At 55.7% G+C, this 26,389-nt stretch carries 20 protein-coding genes and 10 pseudogenes; 12 read left to right on the top strand and 18 right to left on the bottom strand.

Translation table 11 applies throughout. The features are described 5' to 3' along the window. Positions 1–455 precede the first annotated feature (455 nt). The 3 genes and pseudogenes from CDI09_RS15140 to CDI09_RS15130 all read right to left on the bottom strand — a co-directional run bounded on the left by CDI09_RS15140 (position 456) and on the right by CDI09_RS15130 (position 5,833). Positions 456–3,622 (bottom strand): annotated as a pseudogene (locus tag CDI09_RS15140) (error-prone DNA polymerase). Next, entirely contained in the window at positions 3,619–5,157 is a 1,539-nt protein-coding gene (locus CDI09_RS15135) for a DNA polymerase Y family protein (protein ID WP_265001066.1), read from the bottom strand. The pseudogene CDI09_RS15140 and the gene CDI09_RS15135 overlap by 4 nt, the downstream one beginning before the upstream one ends. Further along, a complete protein-coding gene (locus CDI09_RS15130; RefSeq protein WP_110571409.1) occupies positions 5,057–5,833 on the bottom strand; it encodes an ImuA family protein in 777 nt (258 codons plus the stop codon). Before CDI09_RS15130 ends, CDI09_RS15135 begins: the two co-directional genes overlap by 101 nt. Positions 5,834–6,097: 264 nt before the next feature. Here CDI09_RS15130 and CDI09_RS15125 point away from each other — a divergent pair. The 3 genes and pseudogenes from CDI09_RS15125 to CDI09_RS15115 all read left to right on the top strand — a co-directional run. Further along, a pseudogene (locus CDI09_RS15125) lies at positions 6,098–6,331 on the top strand (SOS response-associated peptidase); the annotation flags it as partial. Between the two features lie 368 nt (positions 6,332–6,699). Beyond that, positions 6,700–7,071: a TIR domain-containing protein gene (locus CDI09_RS15120; protein ID WP_110571408.1), complete on the top strand. Its 372-nt coding sequence runs from the start codon at positions 6,700–6,702 to the stop codon at positions 7,069–7,071. Between the two features lie 391 nt (positions 7,072–7,462). Further along, positions 7,463–7,882, top strand: coding sequence for a TIR domain-containing protein (locus tag CDI09_RS15115; RefSeq protein ID WP_170120504.1), 420 nt, complete (start codon positions 7,463–7,465; stop codon positions 7,880–7,882). Between the two features lie 150 nt (positions 7,883–8,032). Here CDI09_RS15115 and CDI09_RS15110 read toward each other — a convergent pair. Then, a pseudogene (locus CDI09_RS15110) lies at positions 8,033–8,188 on the bottom strand (IS5/IS1182 family transposase); the annotation flags it as partial. An 83-nt stretch (positions 8,189–8,271) separates the two neighbouring features. Continuing rightward, entirely contained in the window at positions 8,272–9,096 is an 825-nt protein-coding gene (locus CDI09_RS17880) for a TIR domain-containing protein (RefSeq protein ID WP_146220913.1), read from the bottom strand. 125 nt (positions 9,097–9,221) lie between these two features. On the opposite strand from CDI09_RS17880, the pseudogene CDI09_RS15105 reads away from it, so the two are divergent. Next, positions 9,222–10,566 (top strand): annotated as a pseudogene (locus CDI09_RS15105) (IS1182 family transposase). A 62-nt stretch (positions 10,567–10,628) separates the two neighbouring features. Here CDI09_RS15105 and CDI09_RS15100 read toward each other — a convergent pair. From CDI09_RS15100 to CDI09_RS19000, 5 genes and pseudogenes are all read right to left on the bottom strand, one after another. After that, positions 10,629–11,385: pseudogene (locus tag CDI09_RS15100) on the bottom strand (IS5 family transposase). 38 nt (positions 11,386–11,423) lie between these two features. After that, positions 11,424–11,612: a transposase gene (locus tag CDI09_RS19015; protein ID WP_110571411.1), complete on the bottom strand. Its 189-nt coding sequence runs from the start codon at positions 11,610–11,612 to the stop codon at positions 11,424–11,426. A 21-nt stretch (positions 11,613–11,633) separates the two neighbouring features. Further along, positions 11,634–11,840 carry a transposase gene (locus CDI09_RS19010; RefSeq protein ID WP_110571406.1) on the bottom strand — a complete coding sequence of 69 codons (207 nt, stop codon included), beginning with the start codon at positions 11,838–11,840 and terminating at the stop codon, positions 11,634–11,636. An 81-nt stretch (positions 11,841–11,921) separates the two neighbouring features. Further along, positions 11,922–12,098, bottom strand: coding sequence for a transposase (locus CDI09_RS19005; RefSeq protein WP_331667675.1), 177 nt, complete (start codon positions 12,096–12,098; stop codon positions 11,922–11,924). After that, positions 12,081–12,314: pseudogene (locus CDI09_RS19000) on the bottom strand (IS481 family transposase); the annotation flags it as partial. The pseudogene CDI09_RS19000 and the gene CDI09_RS19005, both read right to left, overlap by 18 nt. A 195-nt stretch (positions 12,315–12,509) precedes the next feature. Between CDI09_RS19000 and CDI09_RS15075 the strand changes: the two are divergent. From CDI09_RS15075 to CDI09_RS15045, 6 genes and pseudogenes are all read left to right on the top strand, one after another. Next, positions 12,510–12,740 carry a hypothetical protein gene (locus CDI09_RS15075; RefSeq protein ID WP_110571405.1) on the top strand — a complete coding sequence of 77 codons (231 nt, stop codon included), beginning with the start codon at positions 12,510–12,512 and terminating at the stop codon, positions 12,738–12,740. Next, positions 12,737–13,729, top strand: coding sequence for a caspase family protein (locus tag CDI09_RS15070; RefSeq protein WP_110571404.1), 993 nt, complete (start codon positions 12,737–12,739; stop codon positions 13,727–13,729). The genes CDI09_RS15075 and CDI09_RS15070 overlap by 4 nt, the downstream gene beginning before the upstream one ends. 12 nt (positions 13,730–13,741) lie before the next feature. Continuing rightward, positions 13,742–14,899 carry a S8 family peptidase gene (locus tag CDI09_RS15065; protein ID WP_110571403.1) on the top strand — a complete coding sequence of 386 codons (1,158 nt, stop codon included), beginning with the start codon at positions 13,742–13,744 and terminating at the stop codon, positions 14,897–14,899. Positions 14,900–15,486: 587 nt separating this feature from the next. Then, positions 15,487–15,963: a toll/interleukin-1 receptor domain-containing protein gene (locus CDI09_RS15055; protein ID WP_110571401.1), complete on the top strand. Its 477-nt coding sequence runs from the start codon at positions 15,487–15,489 to the stop codon at positions 15,961–15,963. A gap of 57 nt (positions 15,964–16,020) precedes the next feature. Next, positions 16,021–16,350: a hypothetical protein gene (locus tag CDI09_RS15050; RefSeq protein ID WP_110571410.1), complete on the top strand. Its 330-nt coding sequence runs from the start codon at positions 16,021–16,023 to the stop codon at positions 16,348–16,350. Positions 16,351–16,608: 258 nt separating this feature from the next. Continuing rightward, positions 16,609–17,287, top strand: a pseudogene (locus CDI09_RS15045) (DDE-type integrase/transposase/recombinase); the annotation flags it as partial. A 31-nt stretch (positions 17,288–17,318) separates the two neighbouring features. On the opposite strand, the gene CDI09_RS15040 reads toward CDI09_RS15045, so the two are convergent. Then, entirely contained in the window at positions 17,319–18,272 is a 954-nt protein-coding gene (locus tag CDI09_RS15040) for a caspase family protein (protein ID WP_110571400.1), read from the bottom strand. A 2-nt stretch (positions 18,273–18,274) separates the two neighbouring features. Further along, positions 18,275–18,664 (bottom strand): hypothetical protein, encoded by a 390-nt coding sequence (locus CDI09_RS15035; protein ID WP_110571399.1) that lies wholly within the window; start codon positions 18,662–18,664, stop codon positions 18,275–18,277. A gap of 163 nt (positions 18,665–18,827) precedes the next feature. Here CDI09_RS15035 and CDI09_RS15030 point away from each other — a divergent pair. Next, positions 18,828–19,995 (top strand): annotated as a pseudogene (locus CDI09_RS15030) (IS3 family transposase). 62 nt (positions 19,996–20,057) lie between these two features. Here the strand turns inward: CDI09_RS15030 and tnpC are convergent. The 6 genes and pseudogenes from tnpC to CDI09_RS15000 all read right to left on the bottom strand — a co-directional run. Then, positions 20,058–20,931: pseudogene (gene tnpC / locus CDI09_RS15025) on the bottom strand (IS66 family transposase); the annotation flags it as partial. Between the two features lie 67 nt (positions 20,932–20,998). Next, entirely contained in the window at positions 20,999–21,346 is a 348-nt protein-coding gene (gene tnpB / locus CDI09_RS15020) for an IS66 family insertion sequence element accessory protein TnpB (protein WP_010512274.1), read from the bottom strand. Then, positions 21,343–21,759 carry an IS66-like element accessory protein TnpA gene (gene tnpA, locus CDI09_RS15015; protein ID WP_010512275.1) on the bottom strand — a complete coding sequence of 139 codons (417 nt, stop codon included), beginning with the start codon at positions 21,757–21,759 and terminating at the stop codon, positions 21,343–21,345. The genes tnpB and tnpA overlap by 4 nt, the downstream gene beginning before the upstream one ends. Positions 21,760–21,881: 122 nt before the next feature. Beyond that, positions 21,882–22,301: a hypothetical protein gene (locus CDI09_RS15010; protein ID WP_110571398.1), complete on the bottom strand. Its 420-nt coding sequence runs from the start codon at positions 22,299–22,301 to the stop codon at positions 21,882–21,884. Further along, positions 22,279–25,185: an NACHT domain-containing protein gene (locus tag CDI09_RS15005; RefSeq protein WP_146220912.1), complete on the bottom strand. Its 2,907-nt coding sequence runs from the start codon at positions 25,183–25,185 to the stop codon at positions 22,279–22,281. The genes CDI09_RS15010 and CDI09_RS15005 overlap by 23 nt, the downstream gene beginning before the upstream one ends. A 158-nt stretch (positions 25,186–25,343) precedes the next feature. Then, positions 25,344–26,052, bottom strand: a pseudogene (locus tag CDI09_RS15000) (IS5 family transposase); the annotation flags it as partial. 226 nt (positions 26,053–26,278) lie between these two features. Between CDI09_RS15000 and CDI09_RS14995 the strand changes: the two are divergent. Then, positions 26,279–26,389 (top strand): transposase (locus tag CDI09_RS14995; RefSeq protein ID WP_408884504.1); only part of this gene is annotated, 111 nt, incomplete at its 3' end.

Genomic DNA, 26,389 nt, shown 5'->3' with positions numbered 1-26,389 from the left:
CTCGCATACAACTGCAAAAGAATGGCACGGCTTCAGGCAGCATAAGCCGGGTCAGCCTCGGCGTTATCAGCCGCAAAATGCCCAACCCGACAGGCTGCTAGATCTATTTTAATCGGAAAATCGCTTGTTTTTAATGTATTGTTTAATACTCTTATCCTGTTCTCTATGTTGGAAATAAACCAGTTTCTATATTCCTTCCGAAAAGCCGCCGAACTATCTCTTAAAACTTCTGCTTGAGGCGCTGGTATAGGATCATATTTCATTTTCAATGTATCTCTATCTTAATGCCGACGTTCTCTAGACGTCTCTGAAGAGCCGGAGTTGGACCTATCTTACCTGTAACTGGACTTTTGAAAATCAGATGCTTCGCTACCCGATATGGCCGACGTACAATCCATTTCCTTGGCTTTATTCACGTCGTCTCAGCTCGGACCTAAACTTCTAGCACAATACATTCAGTGGAAATTCCGGGCCTTCACAATGATATTTTCGGCAGACCTGCCCTGATCGAAGTCTGGAGGTATCTGTAACGACCGATTTCCCACATCGGCCAGCAAGTGGGAAAGATCCACGATCTCACGTGTCACGAGATGCACCACCTCCCCTTCCTTCTGCAGCCGCCCGACAACCCCCAGCATCTGGCCTGACAGGACCACACGACGAAAGCGCTCGAACATATCAGGCCAGATGATCACGTTGATCGCCGCTGTTTCGTCTTCCAACGTCATGAACACCACCCCCTCGGCCGAACCGGGCCGCTGGCGGACCAGCACCAGTCCGGCCACCGACAGGCTGCTCCTGTCCCGTGCCTCGAAGGCCTGCCGGCACGTCACCATCCCGCGCTCGATAAGATCGGCACGCAGGAAGGCCAGGGGATGATCCCGCAGGGTCAGGCCGGTGCGGTTGTAATCGCGCGCGACCTCGGCCCCGTCCCGCATGGGCTGGAGCAGCACATCAGGTTCTTCCGCTTCGCGCACGACGGCAGATGCGGCAAACAGCGGCAGGGGTTCGTCACGTAGTGCTTTGATCGCCCAAAGCGCCTCACGCCGGGCCAGACCCAGCCCCGGCCGAAAGGCATCTGCCTCGGCCAGATGGGTCAGGGCTATCCCCTTCACCCCTGCCCTGCGCCACAGATCGTCGACCGAGGCAAAGGGCCGGTCGCCCCGCGCCGCCACGATCCGGGCCGCATCCTCATTGGCCAGCCCTTTAACCAGGTTCATGCCCAGACGGACGGCAAACAGCCCGTCATCCCGCTCCGGCCCTTCAAGCGTGCTGTCCCAGCGCGAGGCGTTGATGCAGACCGGCCGGATCTCGACCCCGTGCTCGCGGGCGTCGCGCACAAGCTGGGCCGGGGCGTAGAATCCCATCGGCTGGCTGTTCAGGAGTGCTGCCAGAAACACATCCGGATGGGTGCATTTCATCCACGATGACGAATAGGCCAGAATGGCGAAGCTGGCGGCATGGCTTTCGGGAAAGCCGTAACTGCCAAACCCCTCAAGCTGCTGGAAAATGCGCTCGGCAAAGGTCTCGGGATAACCGCGCGCCGTCATGCCCTCGATCAGCCGCGTGCGGAAGCGCGAGACCGTGCCGGTATTCTTGAACGTCGCCATCGCGCGGCGCAACTGGTCGGCCTCAGATGCCGAAAACCCGGCACAGACCATGGCCACCTGCATCACCTGTTCTTGGAACAGCGGAATGCCCAGCGTCTTCCTGAGCACCTTTTCGAGTTCCGGCGTCGGGTAGATTTCCTTTTCCTGCCCGGCCCGCCTGCGCAGATAGGGATGCACCATGTCGCCCTGGATGGGGCCGGGCCGGACGATGGCGACCTCGATCACCAGATCATAGAACACCCGGGGCCTGAGACGCGGCAACATGGACATCTGCGCCCGGCTCTCGATCTGGAACACCCCGATCGTGTCAGCCTTCCGGATCATGGCGTAGGTGCGCGGATCCTCGGCCGGGATGGTCTGCAGCGTGTAATGCTGTCCCTTGTGTTCGGCCAGAAGGTCCAGCCCCTTCTTCATGCAGGTCAGCATGCCGAGTGCCAGCACATCACCTTCATGAATTTCAGGACGTCGATATCATCCTTGTCCCATTCGATGATCTGGCGAGCGTCCATGGCCGCCGGTTCGATCGGCACCAGTTCATCCAGCCGGTCATGGGTCAGGACAAACCCGCCGGGATGCTGCGACAGGTGACGCGGCACGCCGATCAGGCAGCGCGCCAGATCCAGCGTCAGCCGGATGCGCCGGTCGGACAGGTCGATCCCCGTTTCATCCAGCGCGCCCTCATCCAGCTTGCGCCCCCAGCCCCAGATCTGGCCGGACAGGGTGCGGATCAGGTCTTCGGGCAGACCCATGACCTTGCCGACATCGCGCAGCGCGCCCTTGGCGCGATAACGTGTGACTACAGCTGTAAGGGCTGCGTGGTTGCGGCCATAATGGCCGTAAATCCACTGGATCACCTGCTCCCGGCGCGCGTGCTCGAAATCCACGTCGATATCGGGCGGCTCGCGGCGCTCTTCGGAGACGAACCGCTCGAAGAGCAGCGACGTCCGTGCCGGATCGATGGCGGTAATGCCCAGCACGTAGCAGACAGCGGAATTGGCCGCCGATCCTCGCCCCTGGCACAGGATGCCTTGCGAGCGGGCGTAACGGACGATGCTGTGGACGGTGAGGAAATACGGTGCATAATCCATGCGCCCGATCAGGGCGAGTTCATGGTTGAGGATGTTCTTGACCTCGGGCGGAATGCCTTCGGGATAGGCCGCTGCCGCCCCCTCCCAGGTCAGGGCTTCCAGCGCCTGCTGCGGCGTCTGGCCCGGGACGGAGACCTCGTCTGGATACTGGTAGGCCAGGTCATCAAGGCTGAAGCGGCAGCGCTCCACGATCTCCATGGTCCGGGCCACCGCTTCGGGATAGCGGCTGAACAGTCGCGCCATTTCCGCGGGCGGCTTGAGGTAGCGGTCCGCATGGCGCTCCCGCGCGAACCCGGCTTCATCGATGGTGGTGTGGTTGCGGATGCAGGTCACCACATCCTGCAGGATGCGCCGGTCATGGGTGTGGAACAGCACGTCATTGGTCACGACCGTTGGCACCCGCGCCTGATGGGCGAGGTTCGCCAGCTCATACAGCCGCATCTGGTCATTGGGCCGACGCCGCAGGGTCAGCGCCATATAGGCCCGGTCGACAAAGGCGTCCTTCAGCTTGCGCAGATGCAGGGCACAGGCATCATCCGCCGTATCCGGGAGCAGGATGACAAGGAGGCCCTCGCCCCATGTGACCAGATCCTCCCAGAGCAGATGGCATTTCCCCTTCCCGGCCCGGGCCTTGCCAAGGCTCAGCAGTCGGCACAGTCGACCATAAGCGGCCCGATCCGTCGGGTAGACCTGCACGGGCGCGAAATCGGCAAGGTCGAGACGGCAGCCCACGACCAGGCGGATGCCCGTCTCTTTCGCGGCCACATGGGCCTGCACCATGCCCGCCAGGGAATTGCGGTCGCAGATGCCCAGCGCTTCAATGCCAAGGGTTTTTGCCTGCTCGAACAGTTCAATCGGTGAGGATGCGCCGCGCAGGAACGAGAAATACGTCGTCACCTGCAGTTCGGCGTATGGCACGCTCATTCAAAGAGACCGTGCAGGAACCAGCCCTGCGAACCCGTTTCACCATGTTCGCCATCCCCGGTCCGGTAAACCCAGAATGTCTCGCCGCTGGTGTCTTCCACCCGGAAATAGTCCCGCACGGTGGTCAGTTCGGCATCGCCCTTCCACCATTCGCCAAAGACCCGCTCGGGGCCATCAGCGCATCTGATCCGGCGGCGGATGCCACGCCAGACGAAGAAGACCGGCGGATGGTCGGGCAGCACCGCCATGGTCTGGATCGGCTCGGGACGGGGCAGCAGGCGCGTGGGGCGTGGCCAGTGATCCGGCCACTCCTTTGCCTCCTCGGGTGCAAGGGCGGGCACGCGGCAGACGGCCCGCTCTGGCACATCGCTTTCCACCGGGGCGAAGCGATACAGGGCCTGCATGCCGACGCGGTTGGCCAGGGTATCGATCAGGTCGGAGACGTCGGCCTCCTCTTCCTCGATCAGGGCAGATACACCCTGGCGGCGCAGGATCGGCTCGGCCAGCGAAGCCGTCAGCACCATGCGCTCGATCCCGAAGCCCGGATCGATGGTCTCGATCCTGTCACAGAGCAGACGGGTCAGGCGTCTGACATCCCGCACCGGCATGGCCGTGGCCACGCGGACGGCCTCGGTTCGGCTGTCCACCCGGTGCAGCAGCAGGTCGAGGCGGCGCACGCCCTGTTCGCGTTCCTCCAGCCCGGCGCACAGGGGCGGCACGAGTTTGGTTATGTAGCGGGCTATGGTCTCGGCCGCACTGATCGGTTCGGCAAAGTTCCGGCTGACCTGCACTGGCGCCTGCAGCCGGACCGGGACAATGGCTTCCGCCTGCCGCCCGAAAGCCTGGTCCAGCCTGCGGGCGACATCCGGGCCAAAGCGCAGGGCCAGCGGAGCGCGCGGCAGGCCGGCCAGCGGGCCGATGCGTGACACGCCCAGGCCATGAAGCGCCTCGATGATATCGGCTGGCATGCGCAGGGCTTCGATAGGCAGGTCGACAATCGCTGCCGCCGTCTCACCGGGCGGTACGAGGGTGATGCGTTCCCGGCCATAGCGGGCCAGCGCATGGGCAGTACCCCATGTATCGGCAATCGCGGCCCGGGCCGTGATCCCGGACTCCTTCAGGCGCGTGACCATATTTTCCAGCATGGCGGCCTCACCCCCATGCAGGTGATTGGCACCGGTCGTATCCAGCACGATGCCGTCTGGCGGATCGGGGGCCACGATGGGGGCGATGCGGTGCTGGAACCACAGCGACAGCCGCTCCAGCCCTGCCCGGTCACCGTCCGGGTCGGCATCCATGATGAGCAGATCGGGATGGAGCGCCTGCGCTTTCGCGACAGGCGTGCCGGGACGCAGGCCCAGCCTGCGGGCGGCGAGATCAACCGACAGCACAACCCGTCGCCGCCCTTCCCGTCCGGCCAGCACCAATGGGCAGTCAGGCGCGGGCGCGTCGGTGCCCAGCCGCTTCCTGAGCCGGTCTGTCGGCCAGAGCGGCAGGTAGAGCGAGACGACACGGCGCCAGTCTCCCTTTGGCATCACAGGCCTCCACTTCGAAATCGGCGCATTCACCCGCGCGGGCACGGATCAGTTCGAGCAGCCAGCGGGACCGGCCGACGCCGGGGACCGGCAGCGGCACGGATGGCAGGACGGATACCCGCCACCGGGTGACTGAGGCGGTGGGCTGGCCGAAATCGGCCGCATCCGTCTGTCGCCGCCAGCGTCGTATGGCGATGCCCAGTGCGCCGGATGTCTCGGCCGCCAGTTGCAGGCGGCGTGAGGCGGTCATGGACAGGCGGGCCACCTCGGCCACGACCGCGCCCAGACCCTGATGGCGCAGTGCTTCCTCGAAACAGGCCAGGACATCGACGTCCGAACTGGCTGCGACATAAATGGTCCGTCGTGCCGACAGCCCGACCTGCTGCAGTGCCGGGGCATACAGGTCCTGGCGGGTGGCGATCCACAGCACCTTTCCGCGTGTTCGCGCTGCGATCCCGGCGGAAAACAGCCCGGATGCCGCTGCATTCAGGGCGTCATGGCCGCCGCCTGCCACCTCATGCAGCGCACCTAGCGCCAGGCCGCCATCTGGCAGGCGACCGTCAATCTCGGGCATGCCGAAGGGCAGTACTCCCCGCCTGCGCCGGCCCTGGCCTTCGAGGCGGCTGACCTGTGCTCTCAGCGCCTCCAGCGCGGGACGGGGTTCGGGTGCAGGCATGGGGTCGGACAGTCCATTCGGGTGTTTCTGACACAGAATCAGTGATTGTGTTCGTTATTTGTTCTGGTACGGTGACGAATGTCAACCCATCCTGAAAAAGTGGCTGTGATCCGGACGCGGGCACAGGCTTGCCGTCCGATCTAGGCTCGATGAAAACTGTTTGGATTGCAGGGGGTTATCAGGAACAGTCCGGCCATCCCCTTCGTGCAGGGTGGATACCATCCGGCAGGGCACCCATATCCAGACTCGCGAAAGGAAGGCGTGATGTGCAACCTCTATGCGATGACCAGCAGCCAGCAGGTGATCCGGGAGGCAGCCCGGGTCATGACCGACCGCACCGGCAATCTCCGGCCCCTGCCCGCGATCTGGCCCAACACCATGGCGCCCATCGTGCGGAACGCGCCGGATGGACGTGAACTGGTCATGGCGCGTTGGGGCATGCCCACGCCGCCGGGCTACCTGAAGGACCACAGGGTCGATCGGGAAGTTGGCACTATTCATCGAAAGCCATGCCAGTCATCCTGACACGGTCGGAAGAACTGGATCTGTGGAGGAAGGCGCCCTTGGACGATGACGGGGCGAAAGGGCGCTGCTATGGTTTGCAGAATCGATTACAACACGGACTTGCGCCTGCATGCGCAAAGCCTTCATTGTCGCATGTTTTCCAGGTTTTCCTTGCCTGTACCAGCTCTGCCGCCACTAGGGGCGGCAACGACCTGGTCGGGAGCAATATCGCCGAGTTGAGGCAGCAAGGAGGGTTTACCCAGCCCCTTTTCTCACGAAAAGGATCATTTCCCTTTACGTCTCGCCCAGATTCAGGAATTCTAATATTCTAGGACTTGATTAGCATCATTTAGGAAACATAGATGGCTGATAAAAAGGTTGTGTTCGTCGCGTTCGCGATCGAAGATGAACGCCAGCGGGATTTCTTGAAGGGGCAATCTCTTCATTCACGTGCACCTTATGAGTTCATCGACATGTCGGTGAAGAAAGCATACGATACCGACTGGAAGACAAAAGTCCGAACTCGAATTCGTCGGTCTGATGGTGTGATCGTCTTGGTTAGTAAAAATTCACTAACATCCAGCGGTCAGAAATGGGAAATCCAATGTGCGCAGGAGGAAGGCAAGCCCATTCGCGGAATTTACTGCTATACTAACGACCGAACCAGTCTGGCAAACGTTAATACCTATGTCTGGAGCGATAACAATATCAGCAATTTCATAGAATCTCTTTGATAAGACGTATCCAGGCGCAAGGATTCCATCGTCGACTTTGACCCCTGCGATCATGTTAGCCTGCTGAGTGGGTACGCCAATTTCGCCACCGCGTAGCATACGACTGAAACCAGCGCTACGAACCGAGTGAAAAGAGAGCACTCAAGAGCGTAGTTAAAAATTATCGCGGGCGATTGAGAAAAAATCGCTCGCTCACCATAAAAAGAGTGTAGATACAAGAAAACTTATAATTTATATATTGGATGAATGTATCTAAAAATCGAGGAGATGCGCCTTCTTTTACTTTTTTCCACTGCGCGATCTTTGTCATCGCGTCAAAAAAGAGCAGGACTTAACTGGTCTTTCTGCTTTTCAGCTTTCTAAAAAAATATCAGAAGAAAACATAAATTCCGTGGATATTTTTATTAGCTACTCATATAGAGATGAAGTAGAACTTCCATTGGCACTATTTCTGCTTTTACGAGATGAAGGATGCAAACCATATCTTTCTCAGCGATTTTCTCGTAAAAAAGGCCAGATTCCAAATATTAAAGATATACAAAAAACAAGAGATATACTTTCAGTATCGAAGTCTTTGATATTTTTGGATGGGCCAGAGGCTACACGTTCACAGTGGATACCTTGGGAAATTGGCTACATTGCAGGCAAAAATGGTAAAGTCGCCATATTCACCGCAGCTGAAAATCAGTCAAATGTTACGAATAGCGAATTTTTAAGTCTGTATCCAAAAGTCTCACATCAGGACGGTTGCCTTCTCGTCGATAAGGACTCGAGAGAAAAAATAGGACTTTATCAATGGGTAAATGCATGAGAAGAAATCGGATATCAAAGATATCATTTTTATATATCAAATCTATTAATAGCTGCCTGGAGAAAATAACGCCAACACAAAAAGAAGCATTACGCAGTTATGCGTGTTGAGAGCGATATGAGCCAAAATGGAGGGTTTTAGGCTCAGGACTCATAACCAGAATATGACATTTGCAGCGAAACAGGTGGCCGAGAAGAAGACAGCTGGGCATCTGTCATTGCGTGTTGTGACACGTCTTCAGTCCTTGAGCCTTCCGAACATGATCTCGATACGGTTGCGCCGTTTGTATTTCCGCTTGTGGTATCTAAGAGTATCCGTTGTGGTCAAGCGGCTTTTGGCGTCCAAAGCCGCTTGACCACAACGGATATTCTCAGTATGACGCTGAAAAATTATAATATTTTCCGAACGGGAAAACTCATAGGATAATATTTGTATATCCAATCCAAGCAATTTATCCCCTTTATTATTGAACCCGACCCATAACTGCCCGCCCAATTATTTAGAGCTTGATCATCTAATGTAGTCATGTATTCTGTTTGAATAAAATATCGAGCTACGGGGCGAACGCTATCAGTTCTTGCCTCATCCATAGCCATAGATTCTATTGACATATTTTTTTCTATAAATCTTTTTGGGACTATCTTTTCGAGAAAAAGACACATACTCAGTTCATAATATAGCCATGGAGAGTATGTTTCTCCTTCCATTAGATTTTTTATATTATCTTTTTTTATAAGTGAATTTTTTGTATTTAAGAAAAATAAGCACTCACATTGGTTCATCATGCTAGTTATTGAAACTGAAAGCATGTTGTGAATATGAGATGTTGTAATATTTCTCTTTTCATATGAATATGTTACTATTCCTTTGTTGTCTTCTTTCTTGCAAAATTCTTCGTCGACTTCTTTAAGTATTTTGTCGGCGTATCCCCAAACGCTTGAATCAACAAAGCATCTTAAACCAAAATTTTCTTCTAGAAAATTAGCTAACATGTAAGCTATTTGCTCATCTGCATGTGAATGCGAAAGAAAAATATCGAACTTTTCCTGAGGAAACCATTCTGAAATAATATTGTTCCCATCTAGAGACCCATCAACGTTAAAAAAATTTTTTATAGACTGTTTCGGCATATTCTTTAATTTAATATTTTCTATTATGTCTTGATTAACACCGAGGTATTGACCGTCAATATCTATTTTGTATGCTTTGTACATGGACACTCTGCCAAAAAAAATTAACTATCATGCAATACAAAACATATAATATAGACGTTGAATAGCCCCTAGCAGCCTGTCGGGTTGGGGTACCCTGTGAAGGGGAGAGGTTGTAAGGTGGTGTGATGAGCAGCTTCATCCCGTTTGACCGGTCTCAGCCGTATCCCTCTGCCGCCTAATCTGAAGTTGTGACTTCCGGCTGATGATATGGCGCATTTCATTGTCGCAGCCGTTGAGCGGGTTCCGATGAGTGCGTTCTGCGTGCCAGTGCGCACGGGTGGCCAAGCGCAGTATCATCCGCGCCTGGTGCTGGCCCTTCTGATCTTCAGCTATGCGAACGGGTTGTTTTCCTCACGCCGGATCGAGCGGGCAACATATCGCGACATCAGCATACGCTTCGTGGCGGCGAACCTGCATCCGGATCACGACACGATTGCCGCATTCCGCCGGACAAACCGGGTGGCCATTGAAACTGCATTTGCACAAGTGCTGCTTCTGGCGCGCGAGACGGGTCTGCTGCGTCTGGGTGTAGTATCGATCGACGGCACGAAAATCGATGCCGACGCATCGAAATACCGTTCGGTGCGCTACGACCGGATCAGGGCGCTGCGCGAACAGCTGACGGTGGATATCGCAAAACTGATGGACCAGGCGGAGCACGCGGATGCCACAGACAGCGATCCGCAGGCCTTGCCGGAAGAAATCGCCCGACGGGAAACACTGAAAGCGAAGCTGGACGAAGCCTGCGCCCGGCTGGAAGCCGATGCCAGGGAGCAGGCCGAGGCGGCGCGGCCGGCCTACGAGAAGAAGAAAGCCGCTTATGATGCGAAAACAGGGCATCGTGGCCGGGCGCCGAAACCGCCTGATGAGGAACCGCCACCCGACCGGCAGGTCAGCCTGACTGATCCCGACAGCCGCCTCATGCGGCGCTCGGACGCTCATGAATTCCGGCAGGCTTACAATGCCCAGGCCGTCGTCTGCGCCGAAGGCAGCCTGTTGATCGTGACAACCGGCGTTGTCGCCACATCAGCGGATGCGCCCTCCTTTGCCGACACGGTGCTGTCGATGGAAGACACAATCGGTCTCCCGGAGACAGTGCTCGCCGATACCGATTACGCCAGCGGACAGGCGGTCCGGAAACTGCGGGAAAAGGGCATTGATCCGCTGGTCGCCATTGGGCAGCCCTGTGCCCGCAGTGCTTACGACTTCTGGCCCCGGCCCGCAGGAAGGGAGCCACGCCGGATAACCGAACCCTGGCGGCTCGCCATGAAGGACAGGCTGGAAACTACGGAAGCCGGAGATCTTTACAGACTACGAAAACAGACCGTGGAGCCGGTCTTTGGAATTATCAAAAGCATCATGGGCTTCAGAAGGTTCAGCCTGCGTGGCCTTGCAAAAGTCACGACCGAATGGACCCTCGTTGCGCTCGCATATAACTGCAAAAGAATGGCGCGGCTTCAGGCAGCATAAGCCGGGTCAGCCGCCACCTTATGACCCTCAAAATGCCCAACCCGACAGGCTGCTAGAGGGTGTTATGCACCTCGGGCCCGCATAGCTGCATTTCTAAGCATGAAGCACGCGAACGCAATGATATGGAGACTTGCGAGGGTTGAGGCATAACGCTCGTAATCCTTGACGAGCCTGCGGCAGCAGGACAAAGCCACGTTTGGCCTCGGGCAACCTGACAACTTCATGGGTAATCCCCTGGGCCCGTGCTGCCCCGGCAGGTTTCTCGCCGGTATATCCCTGATCGACATAGGCCAGTTCAACGCTCTCGTCTGTCGCGTCCTGAATGGCGGCGGCAAGACGTCCCACCTCGGCGCGATCATCCCGACTGGCTGGTGTGACATGCAGGGCCAGCAGGTGTCCCAGCGTGTCCACGGCCATGTGCAGCTTTGATCCCTTTTTGCGCTTGGCCCCATCGTATCCGGCGCGGGAACCGCTTTCCGGCGTCGAACGTAATGTCCGGCTGTCGAGAATGGCGGCCGTTGGCTCCGCCCTGCGGCCAGCGATACGCAGCACGGCACGCAGATCAGATACCAACGCGTCAAAACAACCTGCCTCCATCCAGCGACGGGATTGCTGGTAGACCGCCGACCACGGTGGAAGGTCATTCGGCATGGCGCGCCAGGCAATGCCGTAGCGGATCACGTAACGTAATCCATTGAACAGTTCGCGCAATGCGTGATGTTGTTGTTCCGCATCCTCGCGCATCAGGACCAGATAGGGGACAACCAGAGACCATTCTTCGTTTGATACGTCAGAGGGATACGGTTTGTGTACAGGCATCATTCCTCATTACTACGCCAATCAGGCACTAGGATCTGTTAGGCCTTGATATAGTCTGCTGTAGCAGCGATGAGAATGACAGAGAGGAAGGATGCCGCGGTTTTCTCATATCGGGTCGCGACAGTCCGCCACTCCTTGAGCCTTGTCCATAGGTTTTCGACCAGATGCCGGTGTCTGTAAACCCATCTGGGACAGGCGACTTCCGGATCATTTTTCCTTGGCGGAATGACAGGATGAGATCCCCGACCCTAGAGATATTCACGGAAATTGTGCGAGGCATATCCGCAGTCACAGACGACATAGAGCGGCGAGTACGGCAGATCGTCGAGCAGGGCATAAGCGGATGGCAGTTCGTATGCCTGTCCGGGCGACAGCGTGCAAGACAGTGCCCTGCCATGTCCATCCGCGGCTACGCAGACCCTGGTGCCAAAGCCTCCATGTGAGCGGCGAGGCACCTCGCGATCTCTGCAGCGTTCACTATATCCCCATTTTTGGTGGTCCCTGCCGTCTTGCGATGGGCACGGATCGTCGTGCTATCAAGAAAGACCGACCATGCCCAATGCCGGGTCCGCGCCTCTGACCTTTTCAAAGAGGCGCTGCCACACCCCAAGCTTCGACCAGCGGATGAACAGTTGTGCCGCAATCCACCAGGGACCAAACTTAGATGGCAGGACACGCCATTTCGCGCCATTCTGATGGTGCCGGAAAGTCACGAGTATCGCTTCACCCGTCTCGGACAGAACCGTTAAGCGCGGCTCCTTGGGACCGGTCTTCTGATCCTCGACAGTCGGAGGCTTCCGCCATTTCGCCACCGTTTTTGGATTGATTCCAAACTTCTCACTCAGCGCCGAGAGCGAAGCTTGCGATCGCTGCATTGCTGCTCGCACCGCGTGTGTGGTTGTGGCGCTGCCATGACGTATCTGTCCCATAATGCCTCCTTCCACTCACATGGAAATACCACACCATCAAACCCCAAGACTAAACACCTAGCTTTAAGATGACCTTGGTTATCAATATGATTTCTTCATTTTCCGCCAACCACCAAGATTGCCATTCCGGCGACATATAGTATTTATGGAGCTCGGGGGCGGGGAGCCTCAAGTTCTACAAGGGGTACTGCTCACATGACCAAGAAGCGCGTCTTTATCAGTTTCGACTACGATAGCATGACCGCCCACACAGCTAAGGGCACGGGCATCAGCCCAAAGATCGAGACCGCACAGGAGCTCGGAAAACCTTGTTTCCTGCTTAACAGGAACCTGCAAGAAGCCGCCTACGGCCAAGGGTTCCGACAAGCTCAGCAAATGGACGCGGTCCAATCTGAAGTCTTTCATCGCGGGAGGCCGCTGATATGAAGCGGGCGCTCGTTATCGGCATCGACGACTATTCTGGCGCACCGCTCAAGGGCTGCGTAAATGACGCCATCGAGATGGGCTCAGTTCTTCAGACTGTCGGGAACGGCGATCCGAACTTCTCTGTTCGTGCCCTTACCAGCCAGGACGGAGAGGTCACCTCGGCGGCGATGCACGAGGCAATAGAGAAGTTGTTCGAAGGCGATGCTCAAACGGTCGTGCTCTACTTCGCCGGACACGGCATTATCAACCGCGAGACCAACACCGGCTTCATCGTGTCGCAGGATGGCAAGAAGGGTGCGTGGGGGATGTCGCTTGTCGAGATCCTCTCGCTTGCCAACCGGGCCTACCCGAAGATCAAGTCGAGTGTCATCATGCTCGATAGTTGCAACTCTGGGTTCCTCGGCGAGATCGCTGCGCTCGGCGGCGATGCCCCCTCGCTGATAGGCACTGGCGTCACCATCCTCACCGCCAGCCACCGCGAGGGCGTCGCAACGGAGGGTACGAACCATGGAATATTCACGCAGATCGTTCTCGACGGGCTGCGGGGAGCCGCATCCGACATTCTGGGCAACATCACGCCCGCCGCGATCTACTCGCTTGTCGACCAGACCCTTGGTCCGTGGGGTGGCCAGAGACCCATCTACAAGGCAAACGTCGACAGCTTCATCACGCTCCGACAGGTCGCGCCCAAAATTCCGAAAGAGTTCCTCCGCAGGCTTCCTGACTTGTTCCCAGACGAAGCCACGGAATTCAAGCTAGACCCTTCGTATGAGCCCGCGAGGGACAACGTACCGCCCGAGATCATGGCGGTCGAGCCGATCGAGGAACACGTCGCCGTCTTCAAGGGCCTGCAGGCCTGTAACCGTAATGGCCTCGTGGTGCCAGTCGGAGCCGAGCACATGTACTACGCGGCCATTGAATCAAAGAGCTGTCGGCTCACGGCCATCGGTGCCCATTACCGGAAGCTGGCCGAAGATAAGCTGTTCTAAGAGGGAGAAGCTATGCGCAAGTACATAATTCTCAAGAAGAACCCCGCTGCGCCGAAGGACGGAGTGCGGCGCATGGGCATAGCACAGAGCAGAAATAGCTTCTTCTTCGAACGGCTCACTGAACGGGCGGCTGCATCGATGCTGAGGGAGCCCGAGGTAGAAGCGGTTGCGCCCGCGATGAAGACCCGGTTGATCAAGCCACTCGATTCCGCCGACACAAACCTTACAGACAGTTGGGGCCTCGACGCCACCAAGGCGAGGACGTCGGCGTTCACCGGTGTCGGCGTCACGGTGGCCGTCCTCGACACCGGTATCGACGAAAAGCATCCCGCCTTCACCGGCGTCCGGCTCATCCAGAAGGACTTCAGCGGTGATGGCGACGGCGATGTTCAGGGCCACGGGACACACTGCGCCGGCACGATCTTCGGGCGCGACGTGAATGGCGTTCGGATCGGTGTGGCACCCGGCATCCAGACCGCACTCATCGGCAAGGTGCTCGGTGAGAATGGCGGCGACACAGAAATGCTCGTGCAGGGTGTCCAGTGGGCAGTCGACAACCAAGCCAATATCATCTCGATGTCGCTAGGCTTCGACTTCCCCGGCATGGTGGCGGAGTGGCTCGACGGAGGATGGCCGACGGAACTCGCAACGTCGAATGGTCTGGAGGCATACCGCCTGAACCTGCGTGTGCTCGACGATCTACTGGCCTTGACGAGATCGCGGGGAGCGCTTCGTGGTACCGGAGCCCTCGTGATCGCTGCGTCCGGAAACGAGAGCCAGCGGGATCAGCACGAGGACTGGAAGATCGCCGCCTCCCTGCCCGCTGCAGCGGAGGATGTCCTTTCGGTCGCGGCCGTCCGCCGGGACGGCGAATACCTCAAGGTGGCCGACTTCTCGAACAGCCTCGCGCTTGTGAGCGCACCTGGGGTGGACATTGTCTCCGCCAAGTCGGGTGGCGGTCTAGAGGCGTTGAGTGGGACGAGTATGGCCTGTCCGCATGTCGCGGGACTTGCGGCGCTTTGGTGGGAGGCACTCAAGACCAAAGGACTCAGCGCATCACCCGCTACCGTCCGTGCTCGGCTTATCGCCACGGCCTCGCGTGAGGTGTTCGAGCACGCCGGACTCGAGGAGGACGTGGGGCAGGGCCTCGTTCTCGCCCCGACGGTCTGAGGCAGCGGCGTGTTGATGGGTTCCACCGGTACAGGCGTGAGATCGCGACGCTCGAGAAGGAGATCGGCAGTATCCGCGGCGATATATCTATATCCAAGGAGGAGAAAAACGCCTGCGAGGGCCGCTCGGCCACCGCAGGCAAGCCGAGGCTCGGCGGGACAAGGCCGTGGGGTCGAGCAAGGCTTGGAACGGACGGCAGGCAGGTGCGGAGGACAAGAAGGTCTCGACACTCCAAGGCAAGCTCGTGTCTGCCTATGATCGCCTCGGCACGACGCAGCAGAGTCTTCAGAGCGAGTTCCGTACCGAGGCGCCGGCAAAGGAACGCTTGGCTGCCCAGAAGCGCCGAAGGACAAGGCAGATCAGACCGTCAAAAACCGCGAAGACGCTAGGCGTCGGCGACGCCAGCGCCCGGATCTTCGCCACCCACTTCTCCGGGGCGATTGCGGCGGCGAAAAGTGTGGGCCACACGGCCTCCCAGGCGCGAGAGATTCTGGCGCCGGCACTGTCGGACGAACTTTTCCTTGTCATGCTAATACGATTCTCCGCCAGGCTTCCGACGTCGCAACCCAATCCCCCAAAGGACACCCATGAAAGTCTTTATCTCGCATCAATCCGCCGACTCGTTCACCGCCAAGAAGATCGCCGATCATCTCCAGCACTTTCACGGCATCCCAAGCTATTTAGACGTGATCGATCCCTACATCGGTATGCGCGGCGAGGATCTCGCCGCGCATATCCGCACGCAAATGGGCCAGTGTACGCAGCTCCTCGCCGTGGTCTCCTACAACACGGCAAGCTCTCAGTGGGTGCCATGGGAGATAGGCGTCGCCACTGGGAGAGACTACCCGCTAGCAACATACGCAAACTCGTCTGTCCCGCCGCCGGAATTTCTACGCAAGTGGCCATACCTACGGTCGGTGCCCGATCTTGACCGTTACGCCGTAGCCTCGAAGGCCGCGTGGAACTTGCTACTGCAGAAGCGCCCCTATCTGCATGAGAGCACCGCCCGCCAAGACTCGACGCAGGAATTCTACCGGATGCTCCGCCGCAGCCTTAACCAATGAACAGGCGGGACGTTACACCAGGTGAGCATCAAAAGCACAGAGGGGACGCCGCACACCATGGATAAGGCCAAGACCACCCGCTGCCTTGAGGCAGCTATCGACCGTCTGGCGCGCATCGAGCATGAGCGCTGGTCGCATTGGCAAGCCTATATGCACGAGGCTGGGGAGCGGCTTCCTGACGGCAGGCTAGTCCTACCAGCAGAACAAGTTGCGCGTTGGGATCGACAGATCGAGACTCCATACGACCAGTTGACCTCAGCGGAGAAAGACAGTGATCGAGACCAGGTTCGGCGCTACCTACCGGAGATAGCGGCCATCCTCTCCGACTGCGATGCGGCTAACGGCGGTCCGGCCATTCCGGTGCCAAATGCAAAGAGACGACTGTAAGCCAGACCTCACCATCAACAAGTCCTGGACTTGTAACGAGAGGTGGCCCCCGTTTTTCGGATAGGACGATTAGCTATAATCCGACCTGAGAGAGGACGGGTTTATGGGTAAGGTTACGCGGAAACGGTATTCGGGCGAGTTCAGTCGCGGGTCGCGCTGAAGGCGATTCGGCGTAAGCAGACGCTGGCAGAACTGGCGTCGAAGCATGGCGTGCAGCAGACGATAATCGCCCAATGAAAGCGCCAGGCGATCGGGGGCATAGCGAGAATGGTCTTGCGGGCGATCTACCAGAAGCCGCGCACGACCGTACTACATCCGGAGCATCGGAAATATCCGTATCTGCTGCGGGTTCTGGTCATCGACCGGCCCAACCAATCGTGGTGTTCCGACATTACTTATATCCCGATACAGAAGGGCTTTCTCCATTTGGTGGCGGTCATGGATTGGCACACGCGTAAGGTGCTGTCCTGGCATCTGTCGAACACGATGGATGCGTAATTCTGCGTCGAGGCACTCTGGGATGCGCTGGCGCGCTATGGCCGGCCTCCGGAGATTCTAAAGCTCATAATTCACGACGCCCCGGTTTACCGAGGTTTTGGAACGACGCCAGGTTTGCATCAGCATTGATGGGTGTGGTCACTGGCTAGACAACGTGTTCATCGAACGTCTATGGCAGTCGTTGAAATATGAATGCATCTATTTGTATGTGTTCGAGACCGGATCGGAGCTGCGGGCCGGGCTTGCCGGATGGATCGCCCATTATAACGGGCAGCGTCCGCACGTGGCACTGGTTGGACGCGCGCCCGATGAGGCGTATCATGACGAGCCGACGCCATCTGGTCCGGGATTAACCCCGGATCAGATAGCCAACAGCAATACCGTCAGAATAGCAGCATGGCATCAATCGGGTATAGCTTATTCTCCCCAAAGTGCCTGAACGGACGGATCCACCTCTGTAATACCGATCCTCATAGCAGGCCTTTCTTAGCTTTTCGCCAATAAAACTTACCGAGCGGGGTTAGTTTGCAAGAGCGCCTCTCCATCGCGGCATAGTACATATGCTCTGTCCCGATTGGCACCAAAAGCCGCGCTCCCCGAAAACGTTGAAGATCACCAAAGATGGCTTCGTGTTCGGGATGGTTGGGCGAGGCGTCTGGTTCGAAAGATGGATCAAGCCTGAATTCAAAGTTTTCGCTTGGGAAATAATTCGGTAGCTTGCGAAGCTTGTCATCCGAAACTGCTGGCTCCGCGCGTCTAAGCGTGACCAATTTCTCAACGTTTGCCTTTAGGACTGGACGCTGCTCCCACACGTCTAGAACCTCATCAAGATATGCATAGGTACTTGCGACGCTGACATTTCCAACGACATCGGCAGCACCACCATTGAGGGCGTCACAAACGGTTGAAGTAAAAAGTCCATGTCTATTTCTTTCTTCTGAACCCTCAGTATCCCGACAAGCAGCTAAAATAGAGACACCTGTTCCTAGAGAAAGCGTACTGTACGAAGAGAATAATTGATCTATAGCTCCTGCATGGCAACAATCGAGAATGATTACCTTCTCACGTGCAGGGGATGCGCTTGCCTTACTGATAAGTTCCACCATGGGGAGGCCTTCATCATTTTCTTCTCCATCTTGGCTTACCAAAAAAGACCCGTTAGATGTGTTAGTGCCATGTCCCGCAAAGTAGAATAGAGCTACATCCAATCCCTTCTTACTAAACAGTTCTTCTAATTGTGCCCGAAGTACCGAGCGCGTGACTCGCATTTCCGAAGATAGCAGCTTACGACAATTAAAATTCGGTGATCCATCATGGTTCTTGGTGAGTAGCTTCTCCATCGCATTTGCATCATTTTCGCACCCAGATAAACATGTGAAGTGATCGTAGTTGTTAATCCCAACCACAACAGCCGCTTTATTCATTTTCAAAGACCTCTGAGGAAAGTAGAAATATTGTTGACAGACCAATCACAAATCGTTTTGCCGGCGATCTCACTTGGTTTCTTAATCAGTCGATCACTGGCAGAGGAGTATCCATGGATCAGGAGTGTGGGAACACCTTCTTCGTAACCGCACTTTAACTCCCAGAGTTGTCCATCAGCGGCGGGTGTATCATTCGTAATTATACCGATAACACCATCGCACCCTTTGATCCTAGAGCGACAGTTCGTCTTCCAACTGTTGCTCCAGGGCTCCTTCACGGAGTAGTCGGTAAAGCTGATATCAATACTGTCGTTAAGCTTTTGTCCTACGAGAAAATCTCTCAGAACCTTATTCTCCATGGCAAAGCTGATGAAGATACGCTTGTCAGCCATTATACACTCCCTACTATTACGGTAGTTTAGCGCCAATGCTATGATTGGAAAATAAATTTTTCTAATCTAAACCGCCTGTGGCGTGTCGTCAGTTAATAGAGGTGGTCCCCATTTTTCGGACAGGGCAATAAGCTATAATCCGACCTGGGAGAGAACGGGTTTTATGGGCAAGGTTACGCGCAAGAGGTATGCGGCGGAGTTCAAATCACGGGTTGCCCTGGAAGCGATCCGTGGGGAACTGACGCTGGCGGAACTGGCTTCGAAACATGGGGTGCATCAGACGATGATCGCCCAGTGGAAACGGCAGGCGATCGAGGGGATGGCAGCCACCTTTTCCGCGAAGGCGGCGTCTGAGCCCCCGGTCAGCCCTGCTGATGTGGAGAAACTGCACGCGAAGATAGGCGAGCTTCTCGTGGAACGGGATTTTTTACGCGATGCCTCTGCTCGGTTGGGCGTGATCAGAGGCGGCAGATGATTGACCCGAAGCGAGCGCGTCTGCCGATAATTCGGCAATGCACGCTGCTGCGCCTCAACCGGTCGGGCGTCTCCTATCGGTCTGTGCCACAGAGTGAGGCCAATCTGGAGTTGATGCGGCTGATCGACGCCCAGTTCCAGGAAACGCCGTATATGGCTCGCGGCAGATGACATGGCATCTGCGCCGCCTGGGACATGAAGTGGGGCGCAAACGCGTCCGCCGGCTCATGGCGATCATGGGCCTGCGGGCGATCTACCAGAAGCCACGCACGAGTGTGCCCCATCCGGAGCATCGGAAATATCCATATCTGCTGCGGGATCTGGTCATTGATCGACCGAACCAGGTCTGGTGTTCCGATATCACATATATTCCCATGAAACGGGGATTTCTCTATCCCGTGGCGATCATGGACTGGTTCACGCGCAAGGTGCTGTCCTGGCGCCTGTCAAACACGATGGACGTGGAGTTCTGTATTGAGGCACTCCGGGATGCGCTGATGCGCTACGGCACCCCGGAGATTTTCAACACGGACCAGGACTCACAATTCACGACGCCCCGTTTTACCGGTATCCTGGAAGAACGTCAGATCCGCATTGGCATGGACGGGCGTGGGCGCTGGCCCTACCACGTGTTCATCGAGCGTCTGTGGCGGTCGTTGAAATACGAATGTGTCTACCTGCACGCATTTGAGACCGGATCAGAACTTCGAGTGGGGCTCACGAAATGGATCACCCTTTATACGGCCCTGGCTGGACGAACGCCTGATGAGGCGTATCATGGCGCGCCGACGCCATCTGGCCCGGGGTTAACCCCGGACCAGATGGCCAACAGCAACGCCGTCAGAATGGCGGCATAACAACAACCGGGTATAGCTTATTCAAACCCAAAAACTGTCCGAACAGACGGCTCCACCTCTGTGGGATGCTCGCCCCTGCGATCGCGGGAGTATCCGAACCAGGCAGCAGGAGGCGCCGGGCCGCCAAAGGGGCGGTCATCGCGCACATAGGTCCATAACCGCCCGGTCACGGTACGACTGCTGGCCAGAACCGGTACGGTGGTATCATCGGCATGTACCCGCTCTCCAGCAAGGACATGCTCTTTGATCAGTGCCGTCAGCGGTGGCAGTGTTGCGGTGCAGGCCCCGACCCAGTCAGCCAGGGTGGACGTATCCAACGCAATTCCTTCACGGGCAAAGGCTGCCGCCTGCCGGTTCAGGGGCTGGTGGCCCGCAAACTTCCCGACCAGGACAGAGGCCAGAAGGTGCGGTCCCGCCCGTCCGCGGAAAAGGGGATGGAATGGGGCTGGCGGCTGGGTGATGGTCTTGCAGTCCCGACAGCTGAACTTCTCGCGCACTGTCTGGATAACCCTGAACTGGCGCGGAATGACCTCAAGGGTTTCCGTGATGCTCTCGCCCAGTTTCGTCAGTCTTGCCGAACCACAGCAGTGACACTGCGTGGGGGCAGGAATGACAACGCGCTCGCGCGGCAGGCCTGACGGAAGGGGTCTGCGTCCGGCATGGCGTTTTGGGCCGGGATCAGTGACCGGGATCGCTGTGCCCGGGTCCATTGGCCGGGTCATCCTCGGCCATGCCCGTTTCCAGGTCCTCCAGCTCGAGTTCAAGCTGGTCAAGCAGCCGTTTCCCACGTTCCGACGAGGCGCCATAACGGTCGTGCCGCATCTTCGCGATGATCAGCCTCAGATGGGTCACCATGGCTTCGGCCGCTCGACGGGCAGCCTCAGAGGCCGCGAGAGCGGCTTGCAGATCACCGATTTTTCCGCGCACATCCTCCATGCCGCAGGAGAGCCATATTATCTGGTGGCGGGGTACTGGATTCACCTGCCCATCCCTCAATTCTGCGCTAGCCCGCGACATCAGGCCGCCATGTCCGTTGCGGATGCCGCCAGTCGATGCCTTCAAGCAGGTAACCCAGTTGCGCGGGTGATAGCGCGACAACGCCCTCTGCGGGCGATGGCCAGATGAAGCGGCCTTTCTCCAGCCGTTTGGCGTAGAGCGACATGCCCAGTCCATCGTGCCAGAGCACTTTCAGCAGATCTCCGCGCCGCCCCCGGAAGGCAAACAGGTCCCCCGCATGGGGATTGCGCCCCAGGGCCTCCTGAACCTTCAGGGCCAGACCCGGCATGCCGAGCCGCATGTCGGTCGCACCCGTTGCCAGCCAGACCTGGACACCGGAAGGAACCGGGATCATGGCCGCAGCAGCATAATCAGGCGTTCAACCCTCTCGGGTGGAACATCGTGACCAAAACGCAGGATGCTGCCATCGCGGAATGTAATTTCCATCTGGCCTGGCGCCTGACCTTCCTGCGCAACCGGTTCTGCCAGTCTGACAGGCACAAGGGGTCCCTCTTCAGGCCGTCTGCTGCGCCGACGGCATTCCTGCCGCCAGCGATAGAGAAGACTGACATGGATCCCATGCTGGCGGGCCACTTCACGAACGGGAAAGCCGCTTTCAAAAGAGGCTTTTACAACCCGGGAGCGAAAAGCGGGTGTATAGGCCCGGCGGCGTTCCCCCACAATCTCGATTGCTGCATGGTTTTTCCGGGCAGTCGCTGCGACATTCGCTGCGACTGTCTCGTGTTCATTCTCGATAAAATCGTCCATGCACAGAAGAGATATCCGGTCCTATCAGTCTACAAGGCGGCTTCTACCGGATGCTTACGATTTATCTCGGTAAAACCAAGATGAAAATTATAGATAGTCTCGGTGGAAACTATCTATAATTTTCATTTAGAATGAATAATTCGGAGAGCAATCTTGTTGGAGAACCCTTGAAGCGAATGAGCGGGAACATCCATAGGCGGCAACTGGGAGCCGCCCAGTTCGACGCTAACTAAGCGACGTAGTCCAGTCGAGCGACGAATCAGGCCGAACTCATGAACCGTATGCTCCGACTGGAGATAACCAGGTGAGTTAAATACTATGACCAGTGGGGTGGTAAGAAAAACAAATTCCTCCACCGTCCACACAGAGAGGCCCCATTGCCTCTCCTGAAACCTACGATAATCGTAGCACCTCATGCCATGGAAATCACAGAACGCCTCCATTACTTTTGCTTCTTCGCCACAATCTGAGGCGAAGCTCAGCGCCACCTCGAATAAGCCGACAGCGTCTTCAACCGCCTTATCGAAGGCTGCTGGCGACATCGCGTAACGCACCCCCGAGCGTGCCCTGCGTAATTAGCTTTTCCGCCATTTGGTGAACACTCTTGGCGATACGCACCTCAACATAATGACCTTGATTCTCTTCAATGATTACGTTGTGCCGCTTCATCAGGCGATAGATTTGCTTGAACGCCACGACACTGTTGGATGCCCCATAATAGCGTTCGATATTCTCGCGGCTGATCGGTCGAAAACCACCCTGACGATAAAAATCTGAAACAAATGAGCGGATTGCATCTATACTTTGATCTTCCGTTCCTTGTATTTTTTTGCGGCCTTCTGTAAACACCTGCTCAAACTCGATATCTAGAATACAATTTGGCTCAAATGTGGCTAAAGCCACCCCGCTCCCTTTAGAGAAAACACCGCTACAACTCATAAAACGGCATTCTGAGAAACTCGACTTAGCATCATATTGGCAACTCCATATGTCGACCGCATGAAATAGACATTCTTCAAACCTGAGACCGCGAAAATCGAGACGAATTCGCTCTTCGTCGCGTACAAAGCCGTCAAGCAATGCAATCCGACGGACAGTGGAGCCATTACCAAATACCTCGCACAGCGCTGCCGTGAAATTGGAAGCATCGAGTGAGCGTGACGAATCTAGAAATCCAGCAACAAGCGAAACTAGAGCAAACGAAAATCGCGCAGTTACACTATCTGGCTGTAATATTTTTTGGTCATCTTCGCTGAATTTTTCTCTAATTACTTCCTGCCCTTCTTCATGCATCGCTAATATTCGAAAATAAAAGTCATGAGCACTTACCGACAATTTCCGAGTTAGGGCAAGACAAAAAGAAGAACTCATTGAGCAATATTTGTTGAGGATACGAACATCTTCCTCATTGATTACTCTTGATGCATTGAAGGCTTGAAAGGCGTCAACAATTAAGAAATATTCCGGCATAAAGTCGAAGCGGAAATCAACTATTCCCCGTCTATTAAATTCTTCCTGTGAGATGAATGGATGGGCGGTTAGCTGATCAGCAAAGCCTTCCGCATCTTTACGGCCGGTAACTTTGCTAACAATTAGAATAAGCGCCTCACGATCAACTTTACCACGAGAAGCCGCAATGTGGCGGGCTATCTCGCAGAATATCCTGACTTGGTCGTCGACTAAAAGCTTACGGATTGGATCCAGTACTTTCAAAGTTTCACGTTGACAGAACTGGCCAACTATCCGGTCGTTCAAATCTGTACTATCAAGAATATTAGACGAGAAACCCTCGAATTTCACTGCTGTTTCGTCGGCTTGCTCGAGCATCAAATCCTTGATGAGATCAAGAACAAAAGGGACATAGAGTCCGCTGGGCAAAGCAGCCATTTGGTCGCTAAGTTGCAAAGCCTTTGACACTCGGCCCGGCATGCCTTGTAATGCATCGTGGAAAAACTGAGATCGTCGACACGCATCGAAGCCAAGAAGCTCGAATGTTTCCACATAGGGAAAAGAAAAACGTGCCTCATCTTGATCAAAGAATATGTTCCGGCATGAAACTACTACCTTCCCGTCAGAATCGCCGGTGAGTCGGTCAGTGAGATCACTGAAGAACGATTGGGCGCTGAAGCGTGCCCGGTAACGAGTAATGATTTCATCAAGACCATCAATGAAAATCACTAAACTACCAAGTTCCAGAGCATCATAAAAGGTTTCGCGGGATAGAAGGTCCGTGGGCCTCTTCTCTTCATCCTGTGCGGCGCAGGACGCACAATACAAATCATACAGCGTCATGTATTCGTCTGGGACCGGAACCTGAGCAAAGCCTCGTGTGACATCGGTCGACGAGATGAATATGACCCCTTTGGTGATCGGTTTTGAAAATTCCAACGTTCGTAAAGTGACGCGACTACGAAGATTCATCATCACCCACGTCTTGCCGATGCCGCCTTGTCCAACGAGAACCAGTATCCCAGGAGAGGATCCAGCAAGCCAGTCGGTGATCACAGAATAATCACTCGGCGGAATGTCTTCCTCTATTCCTCTTCGTAACTGAGGTTCAACAAATTTGCGTTCCACCATTTCGATACGGTCGACTTCTTGTAGCCCAATGCTGTCTGCAACCAGTTTCGAAGCAATATTCTCTAGGTAAAAAACCTCCTGACAATTGAAAGCTTGTCTAACATTTGAGAGCCGCTCTTCAAGACGAGTCTGACCTTTTTCTATACCTAGCAAGAAAATCTTTTCATTATGCTGAGAAATATTGCGATGATTTTCAGCCAAGTGGCGAGATGTATTGGAAATCGTAATTCCGCGATGAAGATGTATATAATATTGAACAACCCTACGAAATCGATGTGTACAACAAAATATCTCATACGACACTTTTTCGGAACTAACTCGTTCAGAAGCGACGAGCACGATGTTAGACATCGGTTCCATTTCTGAGATAATTGATTTTATATTATTGAAAGAGGAAATTTCAGCAGCGATTCCCTCGCTACCTTTCAACTTGCTCAATTTAGCTAAAATCTGTTCACGGGCAATCGCATTGTCAGTTACACACTGGAATGACGATAGCCATGTGTCTTTGATTTTAGCTGATGAAATCTCATCAACGATCACTGCAAAAATGCGGGCTTTGGCGTGTGTTTCGGACGCTGATTTCAGTCGCCTGATCACATCAAGGTCAATCCGGCACTGCGATGACGATTTTCCAGATGGCTTAAATACGTTCCGAGATAATATCAATATCATTGCCGCAGTACGCGGCCCAAGAAACTGATCAGCGTTAGACGCAATTTCATATTTTTCTTCACTCGGGAAATTTACAAGTATTGGTAGATTTAACTCACTTACTAATTTTGCGTATTCAAGAGCAATATGATGACCGTCATTTTGACAGACAATGGAAATATAAGGCTGCACATAATCCTCCCGCGTTGGGGCAGTCTAACCTATCATGTTGAACCCTTCTATCAGATTTTAAGAAAATGCCCTTACGATTTGAGGCACCTCGGACATCTGTGACATTGTTTCGTTTGACCTCTGGTTAAATTAGGATCTGTTAGCGCCTGTTTGAAAAATCACGGATGGGTGTTTCCGTGCATGAGATTGGCCCCCCATGGCGACAAGAATCATGGCCTTTGACACGTCGAGGCGAAGCTCATAATCCCGAACCAGGCGTTGTCATCTGGTCATCTAGCCGAAGGCTCGCTCCACGCCCCGTCAACCCGGCAGTACCTCGAAACCTCTTACACCGTCGTGGCGGCGGATGATTTCAAAGACGAGTTCAATATAAGCCGCCTTGTCCATGAGCCTGATCTAATCGTAGGCGCCGCAGGCGAACAGGTACATCACCCACGGTAAGCGTTTGCGGATGGCATGCAGGATCGTCTGGGCACCTGCAGTCCGAGATGTCGGCAGAGGTAAAATTGATCATCAACAGGCGTCCATCGTATGGACTGCAATGTGGCGCTTGCGACCGACGACCCTCTTACCGGCGTCGTAGCCTCTTGTTTTCGCGTGAAGCGCCTTGATGCTCTGGCTGTCGATTACTGCGGCCGTAAGGCTGGCGTTGCGGCCTACCTGAGCCCGGTCCATCATCAGTTCCATGTTATGGATGGTCTGGAACAGAAAGCGTCGGGCCAGTTCACAGAACCAGCCGGAAACAGTCCACCAGTGCCCGAAGTGGATCGGCAGCATCCGCAAGCCACAGCCAGAACGCACCAGATAGCGCACCGTGTCGATAACCTCGCGGAACTCAATTTCGCGCGACCTTCCACGCCCCCCCGGGGTATGACATCAAATACTAGCCCGCGAGCCAAAAATTAGGCAGAAAGGTCTTCAATCAACGGTTCTTCGAGCCCTCCACTTCATGGCGGACAGACTTTTGGATGGACGCGCTTTTAGGCAGCATAAGCCGGGTTAGCCTCGGCCTTATGACCCTCAAAATGGCCAAACCCACGGGCTGCTAGAGGGTGTTATGTACTTTCGTGCGCGATTGGTTCAGTAATGCTGAATGACGCAAGTCCGCAAACCGTATCCCTCTGATGTATCAGACGAAGAATGGTCTCTGGTCGTTCCGTATCTGGTCCTGATGCGAGAGGACGCGGAACAGCGGCGGCATGAT

The sequence above is a fragment of the Komagataeibacter nataicola genome, from assembly GCF_003207795.1.
Classification (GTDB): Bacteria; Pseudomonadota; Alphaproteobacteria; order Acetobacterales; family Acetobacteraceae; genus Komagataeibacter; species Komagataeibacter nataicola.
Note: the sequence above shows the minus strand (reverse complement) of the source record. Positions and strands in the feature narration are given on the sequence as shown.

Bases quoted from the DNA above. Each gene is read 5' to 3' on its own strand.
- CDI09_RS15135 (WP_265001066.1), bottom strand. From the start codon at position 5,157: ATGCCAAAGGGAGACTGGCGCCGTGTCGTCTCGCTCTACCTGCCGCTC.
- CDI09_RS15130 (WP_110571409.1), bottom strand. From the start codon at position 5,833: ATGCCTGCACCCGAACCCCGTCCCGCGCTGGAGGCGCTGAGAGCACAG.
- CDI09_RS15120 (WP_110571408.1), top strand. From the start codon at position 6,700: ATGGCTGATAAAAAGGTTGTGTTCGTCGCGTTCGCGATCGAAGATGAA.
- CDI09_RS17880 (WP_146220913.1), bottom strand. From the start codon at position 9,096: ATGTACAAAGCATACAAAATAGATATTGACGGTCAATACCTCGGTGTT.
- CDI09_RS15075 (WP_110571405.1), top strand. From the start codon at position 12,510: ATGACCAAGAAGCGCGTCTTTATCAGTTTCGACTACGATAGCATGACC.
- CDI09_RS15070 (WP_110571404.1), top strand. From the start codon at position 12,737: ATGAAGCGGGCGCTCGTTATCGGCATCGACGACTATTCTGGCGCACCG.
- CDI09_RS15065 (WP_110571403.1), top strand. From the start codon at position 13,742: ATGCGCAAGTACATAATTCTCAAGAAGAACCCCGCTGCGCCGAAGGAC.
- CDI09_RS15055 (WP_110571401.1), top strand. From the start codon at position 15,487: ATGAAAGTCTTTATCTCGCATCAATCCGCCGACTCGTTCACCGCCAAG.
- CDI09_RS15050 (WP_110571410.1), top strand. From the start codon at position 16,021: ATGGATAAGGCCAAGACCACCCGCTGCCTTGAGGCAGCTATCGACCGT.
- CDI09_RS15040 (WP_110571400.1), bottom strand. From the start codon at position 18,272: ATGAATAAAGCGGCTGTTGTGGTTGGGATTAACAACTACGATCACTTC.
- CDI09_RS15035 (WP_110571399.1), bottom strand. From the start codon at position 18,664: ATGGCTGACAAGCGTATCTTCATCAGCTTTGCCATGGAGAATAAGGTT.
- tnpB (WP_010512274.1), bottom strand. From the start codon at position 21,346: ATGATCCCGGTTCCTTCCGGTGTCCAGGTCTGGCTGGCAACGGGTGCG.
- tnpA (WP_010512275.1), bottom strand. From the start codon at position 21,759: ATGGACGATTTTATCGAGAATGAACACGAGACAGTCGCAGCGAATGTC.
- CDI09_RS15010 (WP_110571398.1), bottom strand. From the start codon at position 22,301: ATGTCGCCAGCAGCCTTCGATAAGGCGGTTGAAGACGCTGTCGGCTTA.